Origin of the sequence: Moryella indoligenes, assembly GCF_030812885.1 — a bacterium.
In the GTDB taxonomy this organism is placed as follows: Bacteria; Bacillota; Clostridia; order Lachnospirales; family Lachnospiraceae; genus Moryella; species Moryella indoligenes.
The window spans coordinates 1-26,620 of record NZ_JAUSTO010000020.1; the positions used below are offsets into that span (position 1 = coordinate 1).

33 protein-coding genes, 2 pseudogenes and 1 riboswitch are annotated in these 26,620 nt (G+C 47.6%); of the genes and pseudogenes, 31 read left to right on the top strand and 4 right to left on the bottom strand.

All coding sequences use genetic code 11. From position 1 onward, the window contains the following. Positions 1-186 precede the first annotated feature (186 nt). From J2S20_RS10740 to J2S20_RS10770, 7 genes are all read left to right on the top strand, one after another. Positions 187-552 carry a type II toxin-antitoxin system RelE/ParE family toxin gene (locus J2S20_RS10740; protein WP_106613043.1) on the top strand — a complete coding sequence of 122 codons (366 nt, stop codon included), beginning with the start codon at positions 187-189 and terminating at the stop codon, positions 550-552. Beyond that, positions 542-832, top strand: coding sequence for a helix-turn-helix domain-containing protein (locus J2S20_RS10745; RefSeq protein ID WP_106613044.1), 291 nt, complete (start codon positions 542-544; stop codon positions 830-832). The genes J2S20_RS10740 and J2S20_RS10745 overlap by 11 nt, the downstream gene beginning before the upstream one ends. A gap of 494 nt (positions 833-1,326) precedes the next feature. Continuing rightward, positions 1,327-1,962, top strand: a complete 636-nt coding sequence (locus J2S20_RS10750) for an IS1/IS1595 family N-terminal zinc-binding domain-containing protein (RefSeq protein ID WP_307255385.1) — start codon at positions 1,327-1,329, stop codon at positions 1,960-1,962. Continuing rightward, positions 1,920-2,357 carry a hypothetical protein gene (locus J2S20_RS10755; protein ID WP_242934041.1) on the top strand — a complete coding sequence of 146 codons (438 nt, stop codon included), beginning with the start codon at positions 1,920-1,922 and terminating at the stop codon, positions 2,355-2,357. Before J2S20_RS10750 ends, J2S20_RS10755 begins: the two co-directional genes overlap by 43 nt. Before the next feature lie 69 nt (positions 2,358-2,426). Next, positions 2,427-2,600, top strand: a complete 174-nt coding sequence (locus tag J2S20_RS10760; protein WP_211292297.1) for a zinc-ribbon domain-containing protein — start codon at positions 2,427-2,429, stop codon at positions 2,598-2,600. Between the two features lie 165 nt (positions 2,601-2,765). After that, on the top strand, positions 2,766-3,122 hold the full coding sequence (locus J2S20_RS10765; protein ID WP_106613047.1) for an ArsR/SmtB family transcription factor: 357 nt from the start codon (positions 2,766-2,768) through the stop codon (positions 3,120-3,122). Between the two features lie 65 nt (positions 3,123-3,187). Continuing rightward, positions 3,188-5,548, top strand: coding sequence for a heavy metal translocating P-type ATPase (locus J2S20_RS10770; RefSeq protein WP_106613048.1), 2,361 nt, complete (start codon positions 3,188-3,190; stop codon positions 5,546-5,548). Between the two features lie 252 nt (positions 5,549-5,800). Here the strand turns inward: J2S20_RS10770 and J2S20_RS10775 are convergent, their stop codons facing one another. Beyond that, positions 5,801-6,103: a hypothetical protein gene (locus J2S20_RS10775; protein ID WP_146137163.1), complete on the bottom strand. Its 303-nt coding sequence runs from the start codon at positions 6,101-6,103 to the stop codon at positions 5,801-5,803. On the opposite strand from J2S20_RS10775, the pseudogene J2S20_RS12260 reads away from it, so the two are divergent. The 9 genes and pseudogenes from J2S20_RS12260 to J2S20_RS10820 all read left to right on the top strand — a co-directional run. Beyond that, a pseudogene (locus J2S20_RS12260) lies at positions 6,009-6,420 on the top strand (lysine--tRNA ligase); the annotation flags it as partial. The gene J2S20_RS10775 and the pseudogene J2S20_RS12260 overlap by 95 nt on opposite strands. Positions 6,421-6,592: 172 nt before the next feature. Beyond that, complete coding sequence (locus J2S20_RS10785) at positions 6,593-6,829, top strand: DUF6462 family protein (protein ID WP_106613050.1); 237 nt, start codon at positions 6,593-6,595, stop codon at positions 6,827-6,829. Positions 6,830-7,131: 302 nt separating this feature from the next. After that, on the top strand, positions 7,132-8,385 hold the full coding sequence (locus J2S20_RS10790; protein ID WP_106613051.1) for an ATP-binding protein: 1,254 nt from the start codon (positions 7,132-7,134) through the stop codon (positions 8,383-8,385). Between the two features lie 405 nt (positions 8,386-8,790). Beyond that, positions 8,791-9,273: pseudogene (locus J2S20_RS10795) on the top strand (hypothetical protein); the annotation flags it as partial. A 64-nt stretch (positions 9,274-9,337) separates the two neighbouring features. Beyond that, a complete protein-coding gene (locus J2S20_RS10800; protein ID WP_307255399.1) occupies positions 9,338-10,012 on the top strand; it encodes a DUF6796 family protein in 675 nt (224 codons plus the stop codon). 65 nt (positions 10,013-10,077) lie between these two features. Next, on the top strand, positions 10,078-10,803 hold the full coding sequence (locus J2S20_RS10805; RefSeq protein ID WP_106613095.1) for a DUF5058 family protein: 726 nt from the start codon (positions 10,078-10,080) through the stop codon (positions 10,801-10,803). Positions 10,804-10,807: 4 nt separating this feature from the next. Beyond that, a complete protein-coding gene (locus tag J2S20_RS10810) occupies positions 10,808-11,509 on the top strand; it encodes a hypothetical protein (protein WP_106613054.1) in 702 nt (233 codons plus the stop codon). 1 nt (position 11,510) lies between these two features. Then, on the top strand, positions 11,511-12,428 hold the full coding sequence (gene glsA / locus J2S20_RS10815; protein ID WP_106613055.1) for a glutaminase A: 918 nt from the start codon (positions 11,511-11,513) through the stop codon (positions 12,426-12,428). 93 nt (positions 12,429-12,521) lie between these two features. Further along, complete coding sequence (locus J2S20_RS10820; RefSeq protein ID WP_307255386.1) at positions 12,522-13,922, top strand: amidohydrolase; 1,401 nt, start codon at positions 12,522-12,524, stop codon at positions 13,920-13,922. Positions 13,923-14,166: 244 nt separating this feature from the next. Here J2S20_RS10820 and J2S20_RS10825 read toward each other — a convergent pair whose 3' ends face one another. Both J2S20_RS10825 and J2S20_RS10830 read right to left on the bottom strand, forming a co-directional pair. After that, the gene (locus J2S20_RS10825) at positions 14,167-14,496 is read right to left on the bottom strand and encodes a hypothetical protein (protein WP_307255387.1); all 330 of its coding nucleotides are present in this window, start codon (positions 14,494-14,496) and stop codon (positions 14,167-14,169) included. A 12-nt stretch (positions 14,497-14,508) separates the two neighbouring features. Continuing rightward, positions 14,509-14,682: a hypothetical protein gene (locus tag J2S20_RS10830; protein ID WP_307255388.1), complete on the bottom strand. Its 174-nt coding sequence runs from the start codon at positions 14,680-14,682 to the stop codon at positions 14,509-14,511. Between the two features lie 213 nt (positions 14,683-14,895). On the opposite strand from J2S20_RS10830, the gene J2S20_RS10835 reads away from it, so the two are divergent. Further along, positions 14,896-15,279 (top strand): hypothetical protein, encoded by a 384-nt coding sequence (locus J2S20_RS10835; RefSeq protein WP_307255389.1) that lies wholly within the window; start codon positions 14,896-14,898, stop codon positions 15,277-15,279. 9 nt (positions 15,280-15,288) lie between these two features. On the opposite strand, the gene J2S20_RS10840 is transcribed toward J2S20_RS10835, so the two are convergent. Further along, complete coding sequence (locus J2S20_RS10840; RefSeq protein WP_307255390.1) at positions 15,289-16,305, bottom strand: helix-turn-helix transcriptional regulator; 1,017 nt, start codon at positions 16,303-16,305, stop codon at positions 15,289-15,291. Positions 16,306-16,688: 383 nt separating this feature from the next. On the opposite strand from J2S20_RS10840, the gene J2S20_RS12265 reads away from it, so the two are divergent. From J2S20_RS12265 to J2S20_RS10910, 14 genes are all read left to right on the top strand, one after another. Then, positions 16,689-16,913 (top strand): helix-turn-helix domain-containing protein, encoded by a 225-nt coding sequence (locus J2S20_RS12265; protein WP_106613064.1) that lies wholly within the window; start codon positions 16,689-16,691, stop codon positions 16,911-16,913. Beyond that, complete coding sequence (locus J2S20_RS10850; RefSeq protein ID WP_307255391.1) at positions 16,858-17,967, top strand: DNA cytosine methyltransferase; 1,110 nt, start codon at positions 16,858-16,860, stop codon at positions 17,965-17,967. The genes J2S20_RS12265 and J2S20_RS10850 overlap by 56 nt, the downstream gene beginning before the upstream one ends. Positions 17,968-17,984: 17 nt before the next feature. Further along, the gene (locus tag J2S20_RS10855; protein ID WP_106613066.1) at positions 17,985-20,141 is read left to right on the top strand and encodes a C-terminal helicase domain-containing protein; all 2,157 of its coding nucleotides are present in this window, start codon (positions 17,985-17,987) and stop codon (positions 20,139-20,141) included. Positions 20,142-20,151: 10 nt separating this feature from the next. Next, positions 20,152-20,790, top strand: coding sequence for a hypothetical protein (locus tag J2S20_RS10860; RefSeq protein ID WP_242933955.1), 639 nt, complete (start codon positions 20,152-20,154; stop codon positions 20,788-20,790). Positions 20,791-20,809: 19 nt separating this feature from the next. Beyond that, on the top strand, positions 20,810-21,652 hold the full coding sequence (locus J2S20_RS10865; RefSeq protein WP_106613068.1) for a deoxyribonuclease IV: 843 nt from the start codon (positions 20,810-20,812) through the stop codon (positions 21,650-21,652). Further along, positions 21,649-22,206: a DUF4298 domain-containing protein gene (locus J2S20_RS10870; RefSeq protein ID WP_307255392.1), complete on the top strand. Its 558-nt coding sequence runs from the start codon at positions 21,649-21,651 to the stop codon at positions 22,204-22,206. The genes J2S20_RS10865 and J2S20_RS10870 overlap by 4 nt, the downstream gene beginning before the upstream one ends. 4 nt (positions 22,207-22,210) lie before the next feature. After that, positions 22,211-22,405, top strand: a complete 195-nt coding sequence (locus tag J2S20_RS10875; RefSeq protein ID WP_307255393.1) for a VOC family protein — start codon at positions 22,211-22,213, stop codon at positions 22,403-22,405. Between the two features lie 8 nt (positions 22,406-22,413). After that, a complete protein-coding gene (locus tag J2S20_RS10880) occupies positions 22,414-22,560 on the top strand; it encodes a hypothetical protein (RefSeq protein WP_307255394.1) in 147 nt (48 codons plus the stop codon). 15 nt (positions 22,561-22,575) lie between these two features. Next, a complete protein-coding gene (locus J2S20_RS10885; RefSeq protein ID WP_307255395.1) occupies positions 22,576-23,181 on the top strand; it encodes a DNA-3-methyladenine glycosylase I in 606 nt (201 codons plus the stop codon). 13 nt (positions 23,182-23,194) lie between these two features. Further along, entirely contained in the window at positions 23,195-23,647 is a 453-nt protein-coding gene (gene bcp / locus J2S20_RS10890; protein WP_307255396.1) for a thioredoxin-dependent thiol peroxidase, read from the top strand. Continuing rightward, positions 23,647-24,375, top strand: coding sequence for a DNA/RNA nuclease SfsA (gene sfsA, locus J2S20_RS10895; RefSeq protein WP_106613071.1), 729 nt, complete (start codon positions 23,647-23,649; stop codon positions 24,373-24,375). The genes bcp and sfsA overlap by 1 nt, the downstream gene beginning before the upstream one ends. After that, a complete protein-coding gene (locus J2S20_RS10900) occupies positions 24,360-25,517 on the top strand; it encodes a hypothetical protein (RefSeq protein ID WP_146137166.1) in 1,158 nt (385 codons plus the stop codon). The genes sfsA and J2S20_RS10900 overlap by 16 nt, the downstream gene beginning before the upstream one ends. A gap of 119 nt (positions 25,518-25,636) precedes the next feature. Continuing rightward, positions 25,637-25,954, top strand: coding sequence for an HIRAN domain-containing protein (locus tag J2S20_RS10905; RefSeq protein ID WP_106613073.1), 318 nt, complete (start codon positions 25,637-25,639; stop codon positions 25,952-25,954). A gap of 26 nt (positions 25,955-25,980) precedes the next feature. Then, a riboswitch (SAM riboswitch) is annotated at positions 25,981-26,067 on the top strand. Positions 26,068-26,139: 72 nt separating this feature from the next. Then, positions 26,140-26,541, top strand: coding sequence for an N-formylglutamate amidohydrolase (locus J2S20_RS10910; protein WP_307255398.1), 402 nt, complete (start codon positions 26,140-26,142; stop codon positions 26,539-26,541). Positions 26,542-26,620: the final 79 nt, after the last annotated feature.

Sequence of the window (26,620 nt, forward strand, 5' to 3'; positions counted from 1 at the left end):
ATACAAAACTGGCGTTTCGCTTTCAAATATGCAGTTTTCAATTTACAAACAAGCATCTCGCCTTACAAACTGGCGCCTCAGATTACAACTCAGCGTGTTGTCTGATCTGCACTTTTCTGGACAGGAAAGCAAATTGACAAAATGAGATATATCTCATATAATAATATAGACAAATGAGGATCACTTATGGCATTTGAAATTGAGTTTTATAAAACGAAGGACGGCAAGGAGCCGGTTGTGGATTTTTTGGATTCTTTAGATGATAAAATGGCTGCCAAACTTGTTGGTTTCATGGAAGTGCTGGAGGAAAAAGGTACAGAACTCCGGATGCCGTATTCAGAGTATCTGGATGATGGCATTTTTGAACTGCGTTGTAAGCAGGGAAGTAATATAACAAGAGTGCTGTATTTTTTCTATATAGGAAAAAAGATTATTGCTACAAATGGATTTGTGAAAAAAACACAAAAGACACCACCAAAGGAACTAAAACTAGCAAAGGAAAGACGGGCTGATTGGCTGGAACGCCACAAGGAGGTTCGAGATGACACTTAAGGAATATAAGAATAACAGGATGAAGGATCCCGGGTTTGCGCAAGCATATGAGGAGATGCAGCCGGAAATGAATGTCATCCGTGCCATCATAGATGCGCGTATATCACAGAATATGACGCAGAAGGAACTGGCAGAAAAAACAGGGATTGCGCAAACAGAGATCAGCAGACTTGAGAATGGAACCAGAAATCCATCCATCAAGCTCCTTCAAAGGCTTGCGGATGGAATGGATATGGTTTTGAACATTTCGTTCACGCCCAAAGCGAAGACTCATAGATGATCTATGAAAATCTGAATGTCAGGAATTCTGACACGAAAGTATTCGGTATTTCCCGTTCGGCCTCGTATAATCAGAAATGAAGGAAAGCAAATCATTACAAGGCACAATACGGAATAGGAATGTGTCAATAGCAGAACGACGTGCGTTGAACGATTCCGTCAGATGTCGTGATTGATTCTGGCAGGAGGCAGAACTGGGAAGTACAACACTCTGTAACAATGGATTCGATGTACAACAAATTGACAACAGGCGCATGGCAGGAGATAAACAATAAACCATGGTGACAGACAGGCGGTTTCAGGCAACACCGGGACGAAAACTATGACAACAGACCAAAACAGATCATCAAAACAATATCGGAAGGCGTTAGTAAAGAAACGGGTTGATAAGCGGCAACAAGCTCTGCCCCTAAAGTTTTTCTACTTTTGTACATTTGAATGTACGATGCTTCCCTGAAACCTGATCTATATTGGTCGTGCCAGGAGAACATGACCATGGGCAACATCGAATGCATTTTAGATGAAGTAAACAACCTCTCCGATTCGGACCTTAAGATTCTTGTTAACAAAATCATGGATCGGTTGAAGCTGGTGAAGGCGTTCGCATCTCTGGATAAGGTCATCCCACAGATGGAGTGTCCAGTCTGCCACACTAATGCACATGTTGTTAGAAACGGTCACAAACATGGTAAGCAGGCATTTCTGTGCCGGGCATGTGGAAAATCATATGTTACAACGAGTAACACGCTTCTTGCTTGCTCGCACGATAGCAGCGTTGTCTGGAAAACCGTCCTTACTGACACGCTTATGGGCGTATCCCTTGGTGACACCAGGGATGGACTCAAACTGCGGCATATCAAGATCAGTCATACCAGACTCTTCTTTATGAGGCATAAGATCATGCTGGCGCTGGAGGATCTCCAGGAAATCAGCCCCGCAATGATCGAAGATGTCGTTGAAGCAGACGAAACCTATGTACCGGAGTCAGAAAAGGGGACAAAGTTCGGACCTGGCGCTAAGAGAAACTCCCGTAAGCGCGGGACTCCAACAGCCAAGCCAAGCGCGGTCTTTCTGACGAGCAGATCTGCATCTGCACTGCAGTTCAGCGTAAAAGCGGCGATCTGGTTGTAAAGTCAGAGAACCGAACAAGGCCTTCCACAAAGGATGTCGTTGACATCTACACAGGTCATGTTAAGAGGGGAACCCTGTTCCTCACGGATGGAATGAACGCAGATTCGAAGCTGGGCAGGGCGCTGGGTCAAAGCATTATGAACGTAAAGAAGGAGACTGGCAGCTTCTTCAGCCTGAACACGGTTAACAATCTGCACAGCTTCATCAAGAACCGTTGCTACGACTACCAGGGTGTGGCTACCAAATATTTGAATCGTTACAACCTCGTATTTCGTGCAGCGTACAGGATGAGGCTGTCAGTTGATGAGCTTGCAGAAAAGCTCTTTCTGGCGCGTGATCCGAAGAGAGTGCATCACTATGATGATGTCAAGAAATTGAACTTGCTTGCTGTGTAAATATATTCCTTTGAATTTTTATATTACATATCAACCCGAATCTTTACTAACGCCAAAGGATTTAATGACTTGGCGACTACGCACGCTGACCTTGCCGCCGAGTGGGCAGAAAGAAATTATCCCCTAATGCCTGATGAGGTAAACGCAAAATCAAGACACAATATTTGGTGGAAGTGTAAGACCTGTGGCAATGAGTGGAAGTCCGTTATCAATGCTCGTGTAAAAGGAACAGTACCAATTTGAAACCTTCAATTTCATGCCGCTTTAGATGACATTCAGTGTCAGACTGCTGAGTGTCTTGAATTCGGGATTATGTAAAAAATTTTTCCTCCCCCTTGACAAATAAAAAATCATGAGCATAATAGCAGTTGAAAGGTTGTTCAACTACTAAAGAAAGGCGGTGACCTTATGGCAGAACAGTCTTACACTTGCGATTGCGATGTGATACATGAGGAAGTCGTGAATGAGGTAAAAACTAAGATGCAGTCGAAGGAGGATTACGTTCAACTGGCATCTTTGTTTAAGCTGTTCGGCGATGGTACCAGATTGCAGATTTTACACGCCTTGGAGCAGAGCGAGATGTGCGTATGCGATCTTGCCGTACTACTTGGGGTCACAAAATCTGCCGTTTCTCACCAGTTAAAAGCATTGCGTCTTGCAAATCTGGTAAAATTCCGCAGAGAAGCCCAGATCGTCTATTATTCTCTTGCTGATGACCATGTAAAAGGATTGATAGAGATGGGTTTTGAGCATTTGCGGGAGTAGGGAATATATTTTTACATTCATAGTTGAATGGTTGAGCAATAAAGCAAAAATACAAGGAGGCCATTATGGAACGAGTTTTCATGCTGAAAGGGCTGGATTGCCCGAACTGCTCCGCAAAGATTGAAAAGGAGGTCGGGGAACTGGATGGGGTTACTTTCTCTGTTATCAATCTGATGAAGCAGACATTAACAGTTAATGTGACACCGAGTGCCGCGAGTACGATAGCGGGCAATGTTGAAACCATTGTCCACAGTCACGAGCCAGATGTGGAGGTTCAGGAGAAAACAGCCGCACCGGTTACAAAAACGTATTTACTGAAAGGGTTGGACTGTCCGAACTGCTCCGCAAAAATCGAAAAAGAGGTTGGAGAGCTGGACGGGGTGACTTCGTCCGTTGTCAACCTGATGAAGCAGACATTGACAATTCAAGTGGCGTCGGATGCTGCGAGTACGATAATGGGAAAAATAGAAACCATTGTCCACAGCCATGAGCCGGATATTCCCGTTTCAGAGTATGTGCCCGAAGCCGCCGCTGCTGGAAAAACAAATACCGCGGCAGATGATGACGATGATGACGGTGACCCCAAGAAGAAAATCATCCGACTGAGTGTTGGCGCTGTCCTTTATGCGGTTGGCATAGTCCTGTCAGTCTTTGCCAAGGTACCGCTGCCGGTGGAACTTGGTTTCCTGATCGCATCCTACATCATTCTTGGCTACGACGTTGTGCTGAGAGCCTTAAAGAATATCCTTAAGGGCCGAGTCTTTGATGAAAACTTCCTGATGACCCTTTCCACCGTCGGTGCATTTGCCATTGGTGAATACCCGGAAGCGGTTGCCGTCATGCTGTTCTACCAGATTGGGGAACTGTTTCAGGATCTGGCTGTTCAGCGTTCCAGAAAGTCCATTGCCGACCTGATGGATATTCGCCCTGATGCGGCTACGGTAAAGAGAAACGGTGAACTTCTCACCGTTGCGCCGGAGACGGTTGCGGTCGGAGAAGTCATTGTTGTGAAGCCAGGCGAGAAGATTCCTCTGGACGGCGTTGTGCTTGACGGGGAATCCATGCTTGATACCAAGGCTCTTACCGGCGAATCTGTTCCGAGAAGTGTCCGTAAGGATGATGACGCACTTTCCGGCTGCATCAATCAGAGCGGCGTATTGACGATTCAGGTCACGAAAGTTTTCGGAGAATCCACCGTTTCCAAGATCATTGATCTGGTGGAGAATGCTTCGAGCAGAAAAGCGCCTACGGAAAACTTTATTACAACCTTTGCCCGGTACTATACTCCTGTAGTTGTGATCATGGCCGCAATTCTTGCCATTCTTCCTCCGTTGGCGTTTGGCGGCGCGTGGGCTGATTGGCTCCACAGAGGGTTTGTGTTCCTCGTTATCTCCTGCCCGTGCGCACTGGTCATTTCCATTCCGCTGACTTTCTTCGGCGGCATTGGCGCTGCATCCAAGCACGGTGTGCTGGTGAAAGGCAGCAACTATTTGGAAGCGTTAAATAAAGTCAGCACGGTTGTCTTCGATAAGACGGGAACGCTTACCAAAGGCGTTTTCAAAGTAACCGATATTTTCCCGGAAAACGGGTTCACCGCAGATCAGGTGCTTGAATATGCAGCGAAAGCGGAGAGCTTTTCCAACCATCCGATTGCAAAGTCCATTCTCACGGCCTTTGGCAAAGAAATCGACCAGAACACGATTTCTGATTACAAAGAGGTTTCGGGCCATGGTATCAGCGTGAACGACGGTGGCAGAAATGTTCTTGCCGGAAACAGCAAGCTGATGGACGCGGAAGGCATCTCTTATACTCCGTGTGAGAAAGCCGGCACAAAGGCTTATGTCGCTGTTGACGGAAAGTATGCCGGTTGCATCCTGATTGCGGATGAAGTGAAGCCGGACAGCAAGAAAGCTATTTCCGATTTGAAGCGGATAGGCGTAGAAAAGACTGTTATGCTTACCGGCGATGATGAGAAGATCGCCAAGGCGGTTGCTGACGAATTAGGACTGGATGAATACCATGCCCAGCTTTTGCCTGACCAGAAGGTAGAAGAGGTTGAACTTTTGGACAGCCAAAAAAGACAGGGCGGTAAACTGGCCTTTGTCGGTGACGGTATCAATGACGCCCCGGTGCTTGCCCGTGCGGATGTCGGTATTGCAATGGGGGGTCTTGGCTCCGATGCCGCTATCGAAGCCGCCGACGTCGTACTGATGACGGATGAGCCGGGAAAACTGGTAGAGGCTATAGACGTGGCCAAGGCGACCAAGAAGATCGTCACGCAGAATATCGTGATTGCCCTTGGAATCAAAGGCGTGTTCCTGATCCTCGGTGCTCTCGGTATTGCAGGGATGTGGGAAGCAGTATTTGGCGATGTAGGTGTTACCATTATTGCCGTTATCAATGCTATGAGGATTTTAAAAAAATAAGGGATTTAGATGAAATTGCTTTTTTTGCTACCTGCCCTAAGAGGTGATTGAAATGAACACGCAGGTTTGGATAGGAATCATTTTGCCATTTCTGGGGACCTGTCTTGGCGCAGCTATGGTGTTCGTGTTGAAGGACAGAATACCAAAGCGAAGATCAGCACTTTTCGGCAGATGCCCTTAGACTTACATCATTTACACCAATTTCTACAAATAATGCTGCTCCGAGGGTGTACGTTTAGGAGATAGGAAAGCCTAAAAATGGGCTTCAAACAATATATCAGTAGAACCTGGCAGATGATAGAACAGCAAGTGAATGATGTACCATTTCGTCCCGACACTCCGCAACGGAACCTCAGCGGCTTCGGCTGAAAACGGAGCTTCTTCATCATCTGCGAAGGCAGAGAGCGGAGAAGATGCCGATGGAGAAGCAGCCGGAGAGAAGGCCGCTTCTGAAGACAGGAGCGGATTCTTCACACCGAACGACAGCATCGATTTCTCAAACGTGAAGATTGAGCCGCTCTTTGAGGAGCAGGTCGATTTCGACACCTTCAGCAAATCCGATTTCCGGGCGGTGAAGGTAAAAGAATGCTCAGCTGTTTCCGAAGTCCAAGAAGCTCTTAAAGTTCGTTCTGGACGACGGTACGGGCACGGATCGGGTGATTTTAAGCGGTATTCACGCCTATTACGAGCCGGATGAGCTGGTCGGAAAGACCCTGATCGCCATCACCAATCTCCCGCCGAGAAAGATGATGGGCACCGACTCCTGCGGCATGCTTCTCTCCGCTGTGAACAACAAGAAGGACAGCGAAGACGAAGAACTTCATCTTCTGATGGTGGATAACCATATCCCGGCAGGCGCGAAGCTGTATTGATCCGGGGATAATCACAGGCGGAAAACCTGACACACATCCCAGTTCCAAAAACCTTCAAGGCACTCCTTTTCAGAATCAATCTGAGAGGGGGTGCCTTTTTGCGTGCAAACAGCAGGAAAAGAGGCTGAAATGCCTTTCATCCCTGTTTGAATGGAAACCAGATGACGCAGATGTGTATGATCCTTGCATCTGCCCACAAATCTTCTTCCGCTATGCAGATGGAATCGCGTACTACAGACTGACGGAGAAGACGATTACCCGACTGGCAAAAGAAGCGGAAGCCATCTACAAGATTGACGGAAAGATGGTTCTTGTCCGGCGTGATCTCTTTGAGTCGTATCTCAGAAAACAGTACAGGAAAACCGGAAGAGGACCGGGATTGGAGGAAAAGGATGAAAGCAGCAGATAAGTTTCCTTATCCAGATATCATGACAAAAATAGCATGTGTGATATTGATCGAAAGTCAAAAATGCATATGTTAAATGCGCAAAGATGCACTCCTTTTTCAAAATCAATCTGAGAGAGGAACCTCTTTTTGCATTTCGTTTGCAGGTGGTGCAAAATGTCAATTCATATAAGATGGACAAAAATGCGGAATCCGCAAAAATGTCACATGAAGAGTTGACGACCAGTGTGATGTGGGCTACAATGTAAATGGACAAAAATGCGGATTCCGCATTTTTGTATCATTATTAGACAGGGATGATGAAAATGGAAATTCGCAGGGATACCTATCTGAACAAGTTGATTTCCAAGCGTCATAATGGGTTGATTAAGGTCATTACCGGGGTTCGCAGATGCGGAAAATCGTATCTGCTTTTTGAGTTGTTCAGAGAGTATCTCAGGAAGAGTCAGGTTCCGGACGATCATATTATAGAGATGGCTTTTGATGCCTATGAGAATAAAAAGTATCGGGATCCGGAAATATTCTTTCCTTATCTGAACGAACGAATTAACGACCAGGATCAATACTATGTGCTATTGGACGAGGTGCAGCTTCTCGGAGATTTTGAGTCCATTCTGAATAGCCTGGTGCGAAGGAAAAACGTTGATGTCTATGTGACAGGCAGCAACGCAAAATTTCTTTCCAAAGATATCATTACAGAGTTCCGCGGGCGTGGTGATGAAGTGCATATGTATCCGCTGACATTTGCGGAGTTCATGTCTGTGTATGAGGGTGAGAAAGCGGATGGATGGCGCGATTATGTGCTTTATGGAGGAATTCCGCTAATACTCACATTTACCACGCCGGATCAGAAGGGCGATTTTCTGAAATCACTGTTCGAGGAGACGTATATCTCCGATATTATCGGGAGAAATAATGTCAGAAATAAGGTGGAGCTGGAAGAACTTCTGAATATTCTGTCTTCTTCCATCGGCTCTCTGACGAATCCGAGCAAGCTGTCTGCAACTTTTAAGAGCGTAAAACATACGACTATCAGTAAGATGACGATCAAACGCTATATCGATTATCTTGAAGACGCTTTCCTGATTGACAGTGCAATTCGCTACGATATAAAAGGTAAGAAATATATTGATACACCATCCAAGTATTATTTCACGGACCTGGGTCTTCGAAATGCCAGATTAAATTTCCGACAGGTCGAAGAAACACACGCGATGGAGAATATCATTTTCAATGAACTGAAAGTCAGGGGATATAACGTCGATGTAGGCGTTGTTGTGATGAATGAAAAAGATCAGACAGGTAAAAAAATAAGAAAGCAACTAGAGATTGATTTTGTCTGCAATAAAGGTTCCAAACGTTACTATATTCAGTCGGCATTTGCTATGCATGATGAAAAGAAAATGCAGCAGGAACAACGCTCTCTGGTCAATACAGGCGATGGGTTCAAGAAAATCATAATCACAAAAGATGCCATAGCACCGCTTTACAATGAAGAAGGTGTGTTGGTGATGAGCGTTTTTGACTTCCTGTTAAATCCTGACAGCATGGATTTATAATCAGGCGACACAAAGCGAGGGTAATAATCTCGGATAGGTCAACAAAAACCTTCATGTCAGAAATTCTGACACGAAAGTATTCGGTATTTCCCGTTCAGCCTCGTATAATCAGAAATGAAGGAGAGCAAATCGTCACAAGGCATAATACAGAATAGGAATGTGTCAATAGCAGAACGACGTGCGTTGAACGATTCCGTCAGATGCCGTGATTGATTCTGGCAGGAGGCAGAACTGGGAAGTACAATTCTCTGCAACAAAAGATTCGATGTACAACAATTTGACAACAGATGCATGGCAGGAGATAAACAATAAAACATGGTGACAGACAGGTATTTTCAGACAACACCGGGGCGAAAACCATGATAACAAGCGGGAACAAATCATCAAAAAATTATCTGAAATGGATTCCCGACGATGCGCTCTCTGGATTCCAAGTCAGAGAATTCTGCTGAGGCAGAAATGTCTGACGACCGGGAGGATACGATTGCAACTGAATCCAGGAATGAAACAATCGATTTCTCCAGGGTAAAGATTGAACCTCTGTTTGAGGAGCAGGTTGATTTTGATACCTTCTCAAAGTCCGATTTCCGGGCTGTGAAGGTCAAGGCATGTGAAGCAGTTAAGAAGTCAAAAAAACTCCTTCAGTTTACACTGGACGATGGAACAGGCACAGACCGCACGATTTTAAGCGGAATTCACGCCTTTTACGAGCCGGAAGAGCTGGTGGGCAAGACACTGATTGCCATTACAAACCTCCCGCCGAGAGCCATGATGGGCATTGAGTCCTGTGGAATGCTTCTTTCTGCAATCCATGAGGAAGAGGGCGAGGAGAAGCTTCACCTTCTGATGGTGGACAACCACATCCCGGCAGGGGCAAAGCTGTACTAAGTACACCATCCGGCATGTATTCTTTTGCCGGAAAAACACGACGTACTTCAATGTTGGAAAACAGCTGAAATTTACACACTTACACCAAGCTTATCTCTGGCTTGCGCCGATCGGCATGCATATGAATGTGGGGCTTATGAATTTTGTCTACAAGCATCTGCTGTTGGTTGATGAGACGATGGCCGATCGAATGGGAGATCAACTGCTGATGGCCTTCAGTCTGCCTGTCTGGATTCTGTTTGTTGCGTTTTGGCTGCCGATGATAATCGTACAGTTTTTGGCATTTTCCAAGGAGCTGACGCCGTACCCCTCGTATGCCAGGTGGTTCAGTGTTCCCGTTGGAGCCATCCCTTTTGGGATGATGGGTCTTGGAATCGGCGCCGGCTCGGCACTGGGACCGGCGATTGAGACCATGTGCTTGAATGTGGGAAACATTTTTATGTTTGCCGGTTTGCTTGCCGCGCTGCCGGATGAAAAACGGTTTGAAGCATTCCGCGAAGAGCAGGCAAGGCGCAGACAGAGAGAAGCGGGGCAGCGTCTCTTTGTTCCTGTTTTTTTTTCGCCGGATGGGAGCTCCCGTTTCTCACCTGTTTTCGGTTACGGCATGTTTCGATCAGGTGTGCCGATCCCCTTGTTCGCCGGATTCTTTTGGAACATCCGGAGAATCAGGGGATTTTTTGTGCCTGCATGCGTCGGTTTTGGAAACATGAGTGTACTCTGTCACAAAAATCAGATATAATATAAACCGAAGCTGTTTTTAATGAAATTTTATATTGAAAAATGGAAGGGAAAAGGGGGATGATGATGAGTTTAAGCGATATTTTAAATTCCAAACCACTGTATCTGCTGGTAGGCACAGCCTTATTGGTCATTTTTGGCATGTGTATTTTTTTCTGTAAAAGAGCAATTAAGCGGGCAAAGGAACTGAATATTTCAAAGGACAAAATCAAGTCAGTGATACGAGCTTCCGTTATTTTTTCAATTGTTCCATCGGTTTCTGTGATCATCGGGCTGATTACACTGGCGCCGATTCTTGGCGTTCCGTGGCCATGGTTCCGGCTTTCGGTGGTGGGCTCTCTCCCATACGAGCTGATGGCGGCGGATCTTTCCGTTAAGGGCGCAGGCTTTTCCGGCTTTGAAGATTTTTTGAACCATGGAACCCCTGCAGTGATTGGAGCCATTATGTTTGTGATGAGTATTTCCATCATGGCAGGAATGGTGTTCAATGTATTTGCACTGAAGAGAGTGCATACAGGTGTGCTCAAAGCGGGAGAAAAGGACACGCCCTTTGTGGATCTGGCCTTGTCTGTTCTTGTCATCGGCATGATGTCCGTCTTTGTCCCGGTGCAGTCGGTGAAATCCCGGATTCACCTGCTGACTATTATTGTAAGTATGCTGATCACATGGATCTGTTCCAAGCTGGCGTCCAGATATAAAATCACTTGGTTAAATGACTTTACGATGTCCTTTGCACTGGTAGGCGCCATGGCAGCGGCAGTTATCTTTACGAATATGGGAATGGGGGGTTGATGAAATGTCCAATTATATGAAGAACACGTACCGATACGGTGTCATTGCCACCTTGATTGCCATGGGACTGATGCTTGGGATCCCAGCGGCCATGTGCATGATTTACGGAATGTGGCCGGAATGGTCTCTGATCGCCTCGGTTGCGGGACCGCTTCTTGCCCTGTTTGTACCCACCGCCCTTGCAGAGCAGCTCACAATGATTCCGATTGGCGGCACCACATGTTATCTGAATTCCATTTTGGGAAATGTAATGAACATCAAATTCCCCTGCTACTTATCGGCAATCGGAACGGTGGATGCAACGCCCGGCACCGAAGAAGCCGATGTCATGGGAATGATCGCAGTAACCGTTTCCGGAATGGTTTCCATGATCACCATCGTTTTCGGCGTCATTTTGCTGGCTCCTTTGAAGCCCATTCTCCAGACAGAAGCCGTGGGAACAGCAACCATGTATATTCTGCCGGCTCTTTACGGCTCCATGGGGATTTCCGCTTTTGTTTCCACCGGGGCAGGTTCCAAATATAAGGCTCCGAGGAAACCGCTGATTGCGGTTACAGCTTTGGCCATTGTGTACGCCTTCAATTTCCTTATCATGCCGATTGCAGGAAAAGAAGGGTTTGCCATGCTGATCATGCTGGCAGTCACACTTGGCATCACTTATTTCTATTATCAATCGGGAATTGTTCAACTGGAAAAGAAGGGCTGATATGAAGGAATTCTTACATTCTGTCATAGAATACGGCAAGAGGTTTACAGAAGAGGGAAGGCTCGTAGACTATATTGAAATTTTAAAGGACGCAGACAAAAATGCCTTGGGAGTATGCCTGATCGACAAGGACGGAGTTGAATATGAGGCGGGAAAATCCAGAGAGTCATTTGCTATCATGTCCATCGTAAAGGTGCTGCTGTTTGACTTGGTATTGGAAAACTATGAGTGGTCCGATATCAAAAAGTACATGAGAACAGAGGGCTCATCCAAGCCGTACAACTCCATTCTTGACCTGGAGGCGGAGGGGGGGAAGCCGGTCAACCCCTTTGTCAATTCGGGGGCGATTACCTCGGCTTACCTGATTTATAAAAAATTCGGGGGTGATTCCGTTGCGGTTTTGATGGAGCGGGCAAAGGCGGTCATGGACGATGAAACCCTAAGCTACAGCCAAACCCTTCTTGACACCACAAAAAGAGGCGGAGAAAACAATCTGGCGCTGGCATGGATTCTGAAAAAGCACGGGACGATTGGAAAGGAAACCGCTGTGGAGGATGTGATTCATCTCTATAATCTCGCCTGCAGCATCATGGTCAACACCAGGGATCTGGCTGTTTTTGCATCCACGATTTCAAGAAACGGAAAAAATCTGGCGGGAAAACAAGTCATTCAGAAAGAAAATGCCAGGATTCTGAGGACGCTCATGGCGATTTGCGGACTTTACGACGATTCCGGGGATTTTGCCATCAGAATCGGGATTCCGGCGAAAAGCGGAGTCGGCGGAGGAATCATGGCAACTACGAATCAGGGGATTGGTATTTGCACATTTTGTCCGGGGCTTGACCGCTTTGGAAACTCAAGGGCAGGGCTTAAGATGCTGGAAAAAATTGCCGGGGAATTACACTTAAACGTTTATTAAGCACACAGGTGAACATGTGAACCTACTGCTGATTTGGGACGGTCACGGCAGTCAAAGAACGGAAGGATCCTGACAAAGAGTAAGGAGAAGAGAATGGATCGATACAATGACGAGCTGGTAAAGCTTGCGAAAAGCATTTGGGAATTTGCGGAAATAAAATGGAAGGAGCATAAATCTGTCGCAGCGCAAATGGAAGTTTTGAAGAAGCACGGGTTTCAAATCCGTGAAAACCTGGCGGATCTTCCCACTGCTTTTTGCGCAGAATATGGCGCGGAAGGCGGAGTCACCATCGGAATCTTGGGAGAGTTCGATGCACTGTCCGGTCTGTCTCAGGTGGAGGACCTGGCAGAAAGGAAAGAAAAGAGAAAGGGTGAATGCGGTCATGGATGCGGGCATCACCTTTTGGGGACGGCATCCATCGGTGCTGCTTTGAAGGTGCGGGATTATATTGAGGTAAACCATCTGAAAGCCAAGGTGATTTATTTTGGCTGCCCGGCGGAGGAGGGAGGCAGCGGGAAGGCCTTTATGGCGAAGGCGGGCTGCTTTGATGCGGCAGATGTGGCCATTACGTGGCATCCCTTTACCGGAAATGCCATTTTTACCGGATCCCTTCAGGCGAACAAGCAGGTCTATGTGAGATTCCGGGGAAAGGGCGCTCACGCTGCTGCGTCGCCTCACCTCGGAAGGTCTGCGCTCGACGGACTTGAGCTGGTCAATATCGGCGTCCAATTTCTGAGAGAACACATGCAGGATTTTGAACGGATTCACTATTCCATTGTGGATCCCGGGTCTGCCTCTCCAAATGTGGTGCAGCCTTATGCAGAGGGGCTGTATCTTTTGCGTTCAAAAGATACGAAGCATGTCAACCGACTCTATCAGAGATTTGAAAAAATTGTGGAAGGCGCCGGTCTCATGACGGAAACTGAGCCGGAAATTGTTTTTGACAAAGCTTGTTCCAATGTGATTCCGAACTCCGTCATCGAAGAAGAGCTGTACAAGGCCTTTCTGGAAGAGGGGCCAATGAAATTTACGGAGGAAGAAATCCAATATGCCGAAAGGTTTCGGGCAACCTACCCGGAGGAAAATATTGAGAGTGAAAATACAATCGGGTTTGCGGAAGATAAAAGCGGAGAGCTGCAATACCTGAAGGAGCATATTCTGTATGATAAAATTTTGAAGTACAAGCATTCCGATGAGATTGTGATGGGATCTTCTGACGTGGGAGACTGCTCCAATGCGGTGCCGACTGCACAGATTATTACAGCCTGCTTTGCCATCGGAACAACGGCTCACTCCTGGCAGGAAGTGGCGCAAGGCAAGTCCTCCATTGCAATGAAGGGTATGCTGAAGGCCTCCAATGTTATGGCAAGGGCGGCGATTCACCTGATTGAAAACCCGGAACGGGTTCAAAAAGCAAAGGAAGAATTGATTCGGGTTCGCGGAGAACAATTTACTTCACCGATTCCCGATGGCGCGAAGCCAAGAATGAGCTGATGGGCTTCTGCAAAACCCGGTGCGGAAGGCGGAATACGGCGAGAGCCCTTGGCGCGGAGTGTACCATAGGTCAGATTTCAGGCGGGCCAGCCCTAACAAAGCACCCTTCGGGGTGCTTTTCAAATAATGTAGAAACGCCTCTTGCAAGTTTGTTTTTTGCGAATATAGTTTCTATATCCCGTTTACAAATCTGGCATCTGGCATACAAAACTGGCGTTTCGCTTTCAAATGTGCAGTTTTCAATTTATAAACAAGCATCTCGCCTTACAAACTGGCGCCTCAGATTACAACTCAGCTCAAAATCCTTTTTGTAGATATTGAAACGGACTTCTTCCAGGAGGGATTCCGTTCCTGCGCCGTCATTACTGATGGCTTTATCCAACTGATCTCTTTTCTCCTCCGGAATCAGGTCATAGATCAGCCTGCTGCACGCACGGACGATTTCCTGTCCCAGTTCATGATCCTTATAGGCTTCCGTCTGCTCCACAAGGTAAGCCAGATCTGCTTTTTGATCCCCGGTCAGGCCGGCAGTGATCTTGTGCATGATTTTATTGAATTCTTTTTCCTTCGCCATGTTTTCCTCCTGTCAGTAACCGATGGCTGCGAGTTCATCCAACAAGGCATTTACGCGGATAATTGCGGCGCGACGCTCCTGTCTTTTCTTCTTTGCCTGCGCATTTCTGTACTTCTTTGTTCCCCTGATTCTTCGGTAATGACGGGAGGCGGAACGGGGATAATCTGCACCATATTTATCCGCCACCTAGGAAGGGGCGGAATAGACAGGTACAGCTTCCGGAGCTGCTTTTTCCGTACAGGGATGTTCGTCCCGGTATTCATCGTGAGAAATAATGTACTCCAGATATCCGAGAATTGTTTTTGAACGGTAAGCCTGTGAATGGTATCCGGGGATGATGCTTGGGTGGGGATCCTTAAAGAACCGCTTCTCTGTATTTTTGTGATACAGGAACAAAGTATGGTTGTTTCCGTTTACAATGATTCGCCAGCAATCGTGTCTGGAGATCACATGAATAACCCCGTTGAAAAGTTTGAAGGACAGTCCGTGCTGGCGGCAGAAATCATCAACCTGCTTGCGCCCCTTACGGTACTTCTGAGCAACAGAAGGGCAGCAGTTACAAAGCCGATAGCCATGCTCCTGCGCTTCCTCCAGACTGGAAAAACTTCTTCGGTTGTTCTTTGGGATATGACGGAAAATGCTGCAATGAGAGAGATGCACGATCTTTCGGTGAGAATTTGTACTATAGAATACAGTGCACATAACGGACCTCCTTCTGGTTTGTCATCGACGGGGGATTTCTTCCCTGCCGTTATGTACACTGTAACAAATGATATGTCCTGAAAAACGCCCTTAGTCTGAAACTGTGGGAGGATATTGTGCGGCAAGCCTCTGTGCTTCGGCAGTCATCTTATCCACGACACTCTGCGGCCCGATAATCCGGATGTCCTGGCCAAGCGACATGATCCATCCAAGAAACGGACTGCTGACGGTGACATTCACATTCGTCCGGAAGTGATCTTCGTCCACAGGAACAATAAAAATATCCTTCCCGAACCGGTCGATCAGGATTCCTGCCATATGGTTGGCAGCCTCCAGGGTGACACCCACTTCTTCGCCGCTGTTCATGCCAAACAGGCTCTTTGAATACCTCGGCGTGTTGAACTTTTTGAAAATCTCCTGGCCTTTCCGCTTCTCGTCTACGACGGAAATCTTAATCATCTTATCGACACGATAATGCTTGATCATGTTATCGACGGCATCGTAGGCGACAAGATAGTAATATTCATCATCCCACATCAGAGCCCAGGGACTGATCTGATACCAGGCTCCGTCCTTGCGCAGTTCCATCTCTTTCTTCACATTCCACTGGAAGTATTTGAAACGGATCTGGCATCCGGCATTGATGGCGTCATGAATCTTATCTACATTGTAGTAGATGCTCTCATTCATCGTCTTGACGCGACCGGAGATGATGACCTGCCGGTGCAGCTGCTTCGCTTCATATTTGCTGACGAGGGATTCCAGCTTGCGGATCAGATCCTTTGATTTCTTGTCCGTGATGAACTTGGCGGACTGGACAGAATCCACCAAGAGCTTCAGCTCCGGAAGCTCGAAATCCCGGTTTCCGAGGTGGTAGTAGCAGTTGCGTCCGACCTGATCCGTCACGATGTCCAAACCGAAATCCCGCAGTTCATCAAAATCGAGATACAGTGTCTTGCGATCTGCGTTTACGCCGTAGAGGGCGAGTTTCTCTATAATTTCCGGCATGGTGAGAGAGTGCTGATCATCCGTCTCCTCTGAAAAGATTTTTGCCAGATACAGCATCTTGAGCTTCTGATGATAACCTTTGCGTTCTTTTCCTGCCATTTGTGTCACCTCTGGATGTTTCAATCTCGTAATGGGGCAAGTATACCATGGAAAATTGAAAATGAAAATAACCGAGTCGCAAATTCGGGACACATGAGATGCTATGATGCTAAATGCAAAAGTCTCATTCAGCCTGACAGCTTCGCTGGCAATCAGAGGGGATTGGGGATATGCCCCAACGAAGAGATTTCTAATTCTGCCGGCAGGGAAGAATTTGGAAATCGTGCATTTGTATATACAAATGCCCTGCTTCGCCAATTTGTAATAAATCCGGATTTGGTACATCACCTTTGATATAATGCACTTGAGGAAGCATTGCAAAGATGCTATAATAGTGCTATAGCTGAAATGTCTGTAAGATTTTTTGGTGGCGGAGGTACGGAATGAGTTTTTGCGAAGATTTGAAAAAGATACGACAAATAAGTGTCATGAGCCAAGAGGCTTTTGCCAAAGAACTTGGAGTATCATTCACGACGGTAAATCGATGGGAAACCGGCAGATGTAAACCGTCATATAAAGCAATCAAGTTGATAGGCACTTTCTGTAAAGCCAATGGTATTGATGTTGACATTACTAAGAATTTGCTGGAGGGAGAGGACAATGAGTAATAAAAACAATCGTCCGGGCATTTCTCCTGCTGATGTTCTGGAGCAGATTGCATATGAAAAAATAAAAGACCGTATTCCTGAACAGGAATATGACTTCGTAGATATGTTCTGTGGTGCGGGCGGAATGTCATACGGCTTTCATCAGATGGCTGACCTCACCGGTCGGTTTCGATGGGCAGGTTCCATTGATATAGACAAGCACGCTATCGATACATATGAGCATAACTATGGCCATCGACCTAAGAACGTGAATCTTGGAGAAGCGGAAATTGATGAGATCAGAGATGCTCTTGATCTTAAAAAAGGGAATGAACTGATTCTGATCGGTTGTGCTCCGTGTCAGGGATTTTCCTCCCACAGAAAAAAGGATCACAGAGGGTCGGATAAGAGAAATACACTGGTCGGACGCTTTGCCGAAATTGCAGTTGAGCTAAATCCCAAACTGATCATCATGGAGAATGTTCCGGATCTTCTGGCCAAGAAGCACTGGAACCACTACCAGGCTTTCAAAGATGCAGTGGAGGCGGCGGGATATCACATCGCAGTGGATATCCTTGGGATGGCTGATTACGGAACCCCTCAATCTCGTTTCAGGACGGTTCTGATTGCTGCAAAGGACTTTATTCCCACATTACCGGGACCGGTCCTGGAACCGGATCAATACAGGACAGTCAGAGACGCAATCGGAGATCTGCCGCCATTAAAAGCAGAAGAAAAAGATCCTCTTGATCCGATGCACATGACATCAAGGCATCGTAAAGAGACTGTTGAAATTCTGAAGCAGGTTCCGAAGGACGGAGGGAACAGACCTCAAGGTGTGGGACCGGAGTGCCAGGACCGGGTTGCAGGGTTTTATGACGTTTATGGTCAGCTGGCATGGGATAAAACTGCGGTGACGATTACAGCCAGATGTAGGACGCCCTCGTGCGGCAGATTTGTGCATCCTGAACAGGATCGAGGACTGTCTGTAAGAGAAGCCGCTCTGCTGCAGGGATTTCCAAAGGACTTTTATTTTGAAGGGCTGTTCGATGATAAGTATAAGCAGATGAGCTGAAGGATGGCGACAGCTCTGTGATTCATATCAAAAACGAGGCAGAGGATGCCATGTACCAGGGCGTCTGCCGTACTGAGAGGATTTCCGCTATGGAATCCGGCGATTATACGGATGACAGCAGTGTCAAGGAGCCGATTCATGTCGGCGGTGATGATATACGATCATATCTCGCCATGGGAGAACTGCTGAAGGGAATTCAGGCACAGTTTTCCCTTCCGATCGATTATGCCAAGAGCTGTCCGTTTCTCATGTCATTCATGAAGAACTATAAGGTGAAGCAGGAGGTTGAAAAATACTTCCGCCCCCACAAGGAAGAGATCAGTCTCGCTTCCGATAAGCTTCTATGGGTGGACAGCTCCAAGGTCAACAATTATCAGATGTTGCCGAAGACAAATGCGCGTCTGGAAAAGCTGAAGGAAGTGGCCTTTGAGAATCATGCTGAGCTGTATCTCTGGGTACCGCCGTCAAAGCCTTACTATGTATTGCAGGGACCATATCGTGCAGCACAGCACTTTTCCAAGGTTCTGGTGTTTTCTGCCTGGGAGATGGTGCCGAGAATGATCGGAGCCATGATTTCCTACGAAGCAGAGCGTCTGACGGTAGGGGAAGTGGGAAGGCAGGCCTCCCTCATTGAAAAGAGGAACACCAGATATAACGCAAAGCGCAGATATCCTTATTACAGGCTGCCCTTTACGAGAAAGGGAAATGACCCGCAGCGGATGACGCTGTTCTGTCTGTTATATCCGTCCAGAACACTGGCCGGCTTGAACCATCCGCTTGCGTGTATGAACGCCGGGATGTCACTGACGGATATTGAACGCGATATCCGGGAGAAGCTGAAGGCTCTTAGGATTTATGAAATCGCAAGCTCCAGAAACGAGGATGCAAGATGGTATTATCTCGCCCCGATGCTGATGGACGGGAAGTCCTACGTGTATTCCTGGATCAAAATGCTGGAGGATTCCATTAACCGCCAGGACGAAGCCGGAGAGGACGGAATCAGCAGTGATCGCGGTAATAAGACCTTTGCCGCACATATTGAACGGCTCAATGACCTGCTCGGACTCGGAAATGCACTGGCGCTTGGCAAGATGCCGGAGGATCTTGTCAATACACTTACAGAGATGGTGCTGGCGTCGCCGGCCGTCTGTGTTTACCGCACGAACGGCGGGAATGCGGCATATGCAACAGCACTTGCCAAGACGTTTCTCAACTACTTCAACACAACGGAGTCCACAGTGGTAATTCAGCTGGCTTCAGAGAAGCATCATGCACGTAAATCTGACGAGAACGCCCACTGGCAGGATGTGCTGACCTACTGTAAGGACGGTTGTTTCCAGGCGATGTTTGATGAGTATTATCATCTGGTGAAGGAATCAGCCGGCTTTTCAAACGAAGAAGAGCGTGGCAGGCAGGTTCAGGAAACCATGCTTGCCGACTTAAGAATTCATACGGCATCGTATGATGTGGATACGTACCAGACTTTCCGGGAGAGAATCAGCGGACAGGCTTCAGATCAGGAAGAAGACAGCGGGAGCAAGATGCGGGCCCATTATGCAGTCGGCTTTATCAATGCCGGTGCCGACAATCAGAAAACGGCACTGCGGAAGGACAGCATCCGCGGCGCTTTCAATTCGCCGCTGAAGCCCTTTGTTCTGGCTACCACATCCATCGGGCAGGAGGGACTGGACTTCCATAACTACTGCAGAAGGATCATGCACTGGAATCTGCCTGGAAATCCCATTGATCTGGAACAGCGGGAAGGACGGATCAACCGTTTCAAATGCCTTGCTATCCGGCAGGATGTTGCCGAAAAATACGGAAATATCCGTTTTGAAGCGGATCTGTGGTCGGAAATATTCCAGGCGGCGGAGAAGGAACGGCAGGAAGGACAGTCGGAGCTTGTTCCTTACTGGTGCTTTGGGAAGGATCAGAGCATCAAGATTGAGCGGATTGTACCGATGTATCCGATGAGTAAGGATGAGATCACCTATGAGCGGCTTATTAAGATCCTCTGGCTTTATCGGTTGACTCTGGGACAGACCAGGCAGGAGGAGCTGCTGGAATATCTGTTTAAAGAGATTGATCATCCGGAGGAGCTCAAGAAGCTGTTCATAGATTTGAGCCCGTTCTCGAAGGAGGCAAAGAGGAAAGATGCGGCTGCTGTTCTGTAACATCGCCTGGATGAATTATTATAAGGGGCTGATTCCCGGTGTGGACGAGCCTTACGGGGGCGGTTCTTTTGTAATTGAGAATCAGGACGCACACGAGAAATATAACTTCGATCCCCTGCATGTCAGCTTCGAGGATGGTGCCGAACAGGATGTATGCTTCGGGTTCGTAGAAACGAAAACATCCCGAAGCGGAAAGCGGCAGGAGCTTCACATTGAAAAGATAGACGGATGCGAAGCCTGTGGTAAGGACGATGTGGTTGAGGATGTGCTGGTTATTTACTGCGCCGCGAGACCATACCAGAATTTCACGTCCGTTGTCGGGTGGTATAAGCACGCAAATGTCTATCGAAGATATCAGGAGCTGATTCTGCCGCAGGAGGATGGGAGCGAATATTATCAGTATTACAATGCGGAGGTGCTCAAAGGAAATTGCGTGCTTCTTCCGAAGAATGATCGGCGCATCACACAGTGGAGCGCCCCCAGAAGGCAGACAGGAGCATTCTTCGGATTCGGACAGGCCAACGTGTGGTTCGCAGAAGGCAGGGATGAAAACAGGGCACTGGATGAATTCCTGAAGAAGACGGTGGACAAGATTGAGAATTACCAGGGAGAGAACTGGGTTGACCTTTCCCCTGAAGAACTGAAATGAAAGTATTCGTGAGGTGGAGATGATCTATATCGGCTGCCATCTGTCTGTTACAGACGGATATAAAGCGATGGGCGAAACCATGAGCCGCTTTGGCGGCAATACCTTTGCCTGGTTTACACGAAACCCGCGCGGAGGGAAAACGAAACCGGTGATCCCGGAGGATGTGGAAGCGCTGAAGGCATACCTGCAGCAGGAGTGTTTTGGAACGCTGGTCGCGCATGGGAGTTATACGATGAACCTGTGCTCTGCCAAAGAGGAGACCCGCGCCAACGGACGGGATATGCTGCGTCAGGATCTGGAGCGGATGGAGCTTCTTCCCGGGAATTTTTATAATTTCCATCCCGGCGCCCATACCGGTCTTGGAACAGAAGCGGGAATCAGTCTGATCGCGGATGCCCTGAATGAGCTTCTCACGCCGGATATGACGACGACAGTGCTGCTGGAGACGATGGCCGGCAAGGGTTCAGAGATCGGCGGCACATTTGAGGAGCTTCGGGAGATTATTGACCGGGTAGAATGCAAAGAGAAAATCGGTGTCTGCTTTGATACCTGTCACACCTGGGACGCAGGCTATGACCTTGTGGGTGATGTGGACGGCGTGCTGCAGCACTTCGATGATGTGATCGGCCTCGGGAAACTGAAGGCGGTTCATTTTAATGACAGCAAGAATGATTGCGGCTCCCATAAGGACAGGCACGAAAAGCTGGGCCAGGGATATCTGGGAATGGAAGCAATGAAGCGGATCGCACTGCATCCGGCGCTGCAGGGACTGCCGTTTATCCTGGAGACACCGAATGATGACGAGGGATATATAGACGAGATCCGCACGGTCAGGAGCTGGATGGAAGAGCAGACGCTATGAGTAAACATCGAATGGTTAACGGAAAACTGCTTCAGATGAACAAGAGCTACGGGCAGATCAAACAGAAGCAGAAGGTTAAGATCACGGAATGGATGTACCAGGCATACAAAAGACAGGCTGTTGAAGGCTTATCGGATGAAGCTGCTTTGCAGATTGTCATGGAAAAGATAGAGCAGGCAGAAATCTGGATTCCGGATTACGAGGTGGAAAAACGTTACAGATTGAAGAAAAACCAGTTTAGAAAGCGTATTTCTGCCGAAAATGTACCACAGCATATCTATCAGATGGAGGGAATCCTGGATAATGCTCTCCAGAAAATGGATGCGCTTGAAAAAAAGATTGCAGAGCTGGAAGCATTTCAGCCTGAGATCCGGAAGCTGGAGGAATATTATCAAAGCCCTCAGTGGAAAGAAGACTTTGAGATGGACGAAGCTGGCAGATTCCCTGAGAGACTGAAGCGAGGCGTCCTTTCAGAAGATGGAATCTGGAATATGCTGGAACGAAACCGGGAACTGCGGGAACGACTTGGTTCTCCGGATGAGAAGAAGGGATAAGAAAATGCGTATTGTACACATAACAATCAGAAGTGCCAGGAAAGAAGAAACGGTGGCGTTTTATCAGAAATACTGCGGTCTGAGGGTGCAGCGCGAGCTGGGTGATATGATTGCTTTTCTTGCAGATGCGGAAGGCGCAACCAATATTGAGGTGATCCGGGTCCGGAACACAAGGTACAGGCGTCAGGAATTTCCATAGGATTTGAAGTGGAAGACGTAGAAGCCTGCAGGCTGCAGCTGCAACAGGAAGGCTTGCAGGTTACAGATATCATCGCTCCGAATCCTGCAGCAGAGTTTTTCTTTACGAAGGATCCGAACGGTGTGGAGATCCAGTTTATTAATCACGGAGCCTGAAACGAGGGAACGAAAATGGGATACTGCACCTGGGCCGGGATGAATGAAGCCAATCAGATCTATCATGACACGGAATGGGGCATCCCGGTACATGACGACCGGCACATGTTCGAACACTTGACATTGGAATGTCTGCAATGCGGCCTCTCCTGGGATCTGATGCTGAAGAAACGTGAAATCTTCCGAGCGTGCTTCGAGAACTTTGAGTATGACAAAATCGCTTCCTATGATGATGCGGATGTAGAGCGGATTCTGAATACGGAAGGAATGATCCGTTCACCAAGAAAAATTCAGGCGGTGATCAACAACGCCCGGTGCTATCAGAAGATTCGGGAGGAGTTCGGAAACTTCTGCGACTATATCTGGTCATATGCAGGCGGGAAGACCATCCTGTATCAGGGGCATGACAAGGGGCCGATCCCGGTCAGCAACGGACTGTCAGACAGGCTCAGCAGGGATTTGAAAAAACGTGGCTTCAAGTATGTCGGTGGGGTAACAATATACTCGCATCTGCAGGCCTGCGGCATTATTTGCGATCACGATATCGAATGTTCCTGCTATCAGAAGATTATAGCGGGCTACCCAACTGTAAAGAAACGCAAAGATCACGAGGTATATTGATGGAGGTTGAACCATGCTGGAAGTCGGAGCAAAAGCACCGGAATTTACATTACAGGATCAGGACGGGAAGATGCATAGCCTTAGCGATTACCGCGGACAAAAGGTGATTTTGTACTTCTATCCGAAGGATAATACTGCCGGCTGCACGAAGCAGGCCTGCGGCTTCGCGGAGAGATATCCGCAGATACAGGAGAAGGGCGCGGTCGTGCTCGGCGTGAGCAAGGACAGTGTAAAGTCCCATAAGAACTTTGAAGAGAAATACAGCTTGCCGTTCACGCTTCTTTCTGATCCGGATCATGAGGTCCTGGAGGCATATGGCGCCTGGGGCGAGAAGAAGAACTACGGGAAAGTGTCCAAGGGGACGATCCGGACGACCTATCTGATCGATGAGGAAGGCGTGGTCATCAAAGCTATGGGCAAGGTCAAAGCCGCTGACAATCCGCAGCAGATGCTGGAGACCCTTTGATGGCAAGACCGAAAACGGAAATCATTTATGAGAATACGGTTCCTGCGCGCTTTGTCCGGCGGATTAACCGGTTCACGGCAGAAGTGATGATAGACGGTCTGCCGGAGATCGTCCATGTGAAGAACACCGGGAGACTGGGAGAATTGCTGCTCCCGAATGCAAAAGTGACACTGCAGAAGGCAGCTGATCCGAACCGGAAGACGGCATATGATTTGATTTCCGTTTATAAGCCGCGCCTAAAGTGGGTCAATATTGATAGCCTGGCTCCGAATATGCTGATGCGTCAGTATTGGGAGAACAGCGGCATCTTTGATGTGATCCGTCCCGAGTACAAATATGGGAATTCCCGGGTTGATTTCTATATGGAAAGCGGAGACAGGAGGTACCTGCGAGAAGTGAAGGGGTGCACTCTGGCCGCAGATATTCGGAGTGGGATAGGACTTTTCCCGAATGCACCGACCGAGCGCGGCGTAAAGCATCTGCACGAGCTCGCAGCCGCCTCCAAAGAAGGATATCTCTGCAGCATCGATTTTGTGATACAGATGAACGGGATCCATATGGTGTTCCCGAACGATGAGACACAGCCGGAATTCCGGGAAGCGCTTGTGGAAGCTGCCAGGGCCGGTGTGGAAGAGAATTATTTCAGCTGTCATGTGGAAGCGGACAGGATCAGAATTACCGGAATCACCGGAGATACGGGGAGATATGCAGGATGGATGACATGGTAAATTATCGGGATCAGGCACTACAGCAATCGCTGGCGAAAATGGAGTTTTATCCTGTGCTAGCAGATGAAGATATGTCCGTTGCGCAGTATACAAAGATACCGCTCGAAAGACTGCCGGCGCTGGGTACGGCATTTGAGCCGATTGCCACTGCGGTTCAGGGAGCACTTGGAGGGACAACGACGCAGCTCTGCAAAGTGACGATTCCGAGCGGGACACATCTTGCCGCATTGAAAAACGGTGCCGGCAACATCGGGACGGTGCTCAATAATACGACCAATCAGATCTCAGGGCAGGCTGTGCTCAATCCTCTCGTATGTAATCCGACCATGATTTTCATGGCGGCAGCTCTGGCCAATATTGATAAAAAACTCGATTCCATTCAGGAGCTTCAACAGGAAATGATGGACTTTCTGGTGCAGAAGGAAAAGTCTGAACTTAGGGGCAACCTCAATTTTCTTGGGGACATCCTGAACCACTATAAATACAACTGGAACAACGACATGTATAAACGAAGCAGCCATGTCAAGGTTCTGGATATCCGTCAGACAGCAGAGCAGAAGATCCTGTTCTATAGGGAGCAGATTACAGGCAGGGTAAAGAAAAAAGCACTGCTTCATGCAGATAAGGATGTGAAGAAGCAGATGGCACAGCTTCTGGATCTCTTTAAGGAATACAGGCTTGCTCTTTATACAAATGCATTTGCATGTTTTCTGGAAATAATGCTGCTTGGCAATTATGATTCCGAGTATCTAGACAGCATTGCCGGAAAGATCAGAGAGTATGCCTTTCAGTATAAGACACTCTACACGGATGTTTATGACCGTATGGAGAGCTATGCGGGGTCGTCGGTTCAATCTACATTGCTGAAAGGTCTCAAGACTGTAAGCAAGGCAACCGGAGAGGCGATAGCCAAAACTCCGGTAATCAGTAAAGGGAAAGTAGATGAGGCGCTGATTGACGCAGGGAGGCGGCTTGGCAAAATCGATACAAAACGAACCTTTGATTCCTTAAAGGTGCTGATTGATGCAAAGGATGACTGTGTAAGGCCGTTCGTGGAAAATATCGATTCCGTCAACAGATTATACAACAGTCCGTTGGAGATGCTGTTTGACCGGGAGAATATTTATCTTGGCACAGCATGAGAAATATATTTGCTAATGAAGGAAGATTGCAAATCACCTTGATCGAGTCTGATTTTTAGGACACATCATTCGCTATAATGATTTTGTAAGATAAGAGACGAAGCAGAGGAGGATGTGTCATGAGTAGAATATATTTCACGATTACCGGTACAAATCATCATTATGGGCAGGAGTTCTTTGAACCGAAAATGATAGTGCGGCTTGTCAAAGAACCGGATAATGAAGTCGATGCGGAAGCCATCAAGGTTGAACTGGAAGGACTCGGTCATGTCGGTTATGTTGCCAACAGTCCTTATACAGTAGCAGGAGATAGCTACAGCGCAGGCAGACTCTATGACAAAATCAGAGATACTGCAGAGGGTACGGTCCTTTATGTACTTCCTAAAGGCGTGCTCTGCTATGTAAACGAAGAACATATTGTCGGTGGGAACGAATAATTCCCACTGAAAGTAAAATTTCATATCACCTATAGAGAGTGCGCGAGAGACAAGCTCGTTGACCGCACAGCAACCTGCCAGAAGGTAAGGTGCTAAAGCTTGAACGATGGGTGAAGAACCCGTCGTGACGATGGGGCAAATCAAATGATGTGCACTCTCTATGAATCAAGAGAGGAGTACATCAAATGAGCATTACCGTATTTGACCCAAATCAGATCATTCTGCACATCCCACACAACAGCACATATATTCCGGAAGAATATCGCAGAATCTTTTATCTGGACGATGAGCCATTGACAGGGGAGCTCCTGAGGATGACAGATTCCTATACTAATGAGCTTTTTCAGATTCCTGATATCCCGATGGGAAATCGGATTATATTTCCATACAGCCGTCTTCTATGCGATGTGGAACGGTTCAGGGATGACCGGATGGAACCGATGGCAGCAATGGGAATGGGTGTTTGCTACAGAGTTACCTCGGCGCTTAAGCCGCTGAAAAGTGTAACGGATTTTCATACGGATGAGATGCTGGCATGGTATGACCGGCATCATGATGCTTTAACTGACATTGGAGCTAGCATATAAATAGTACAAAATAAGGATGACCTTTTCCCTGTTAATCATGTACCATGAAAGGACAGGAGGGAATGGGCCATGGCAAAAG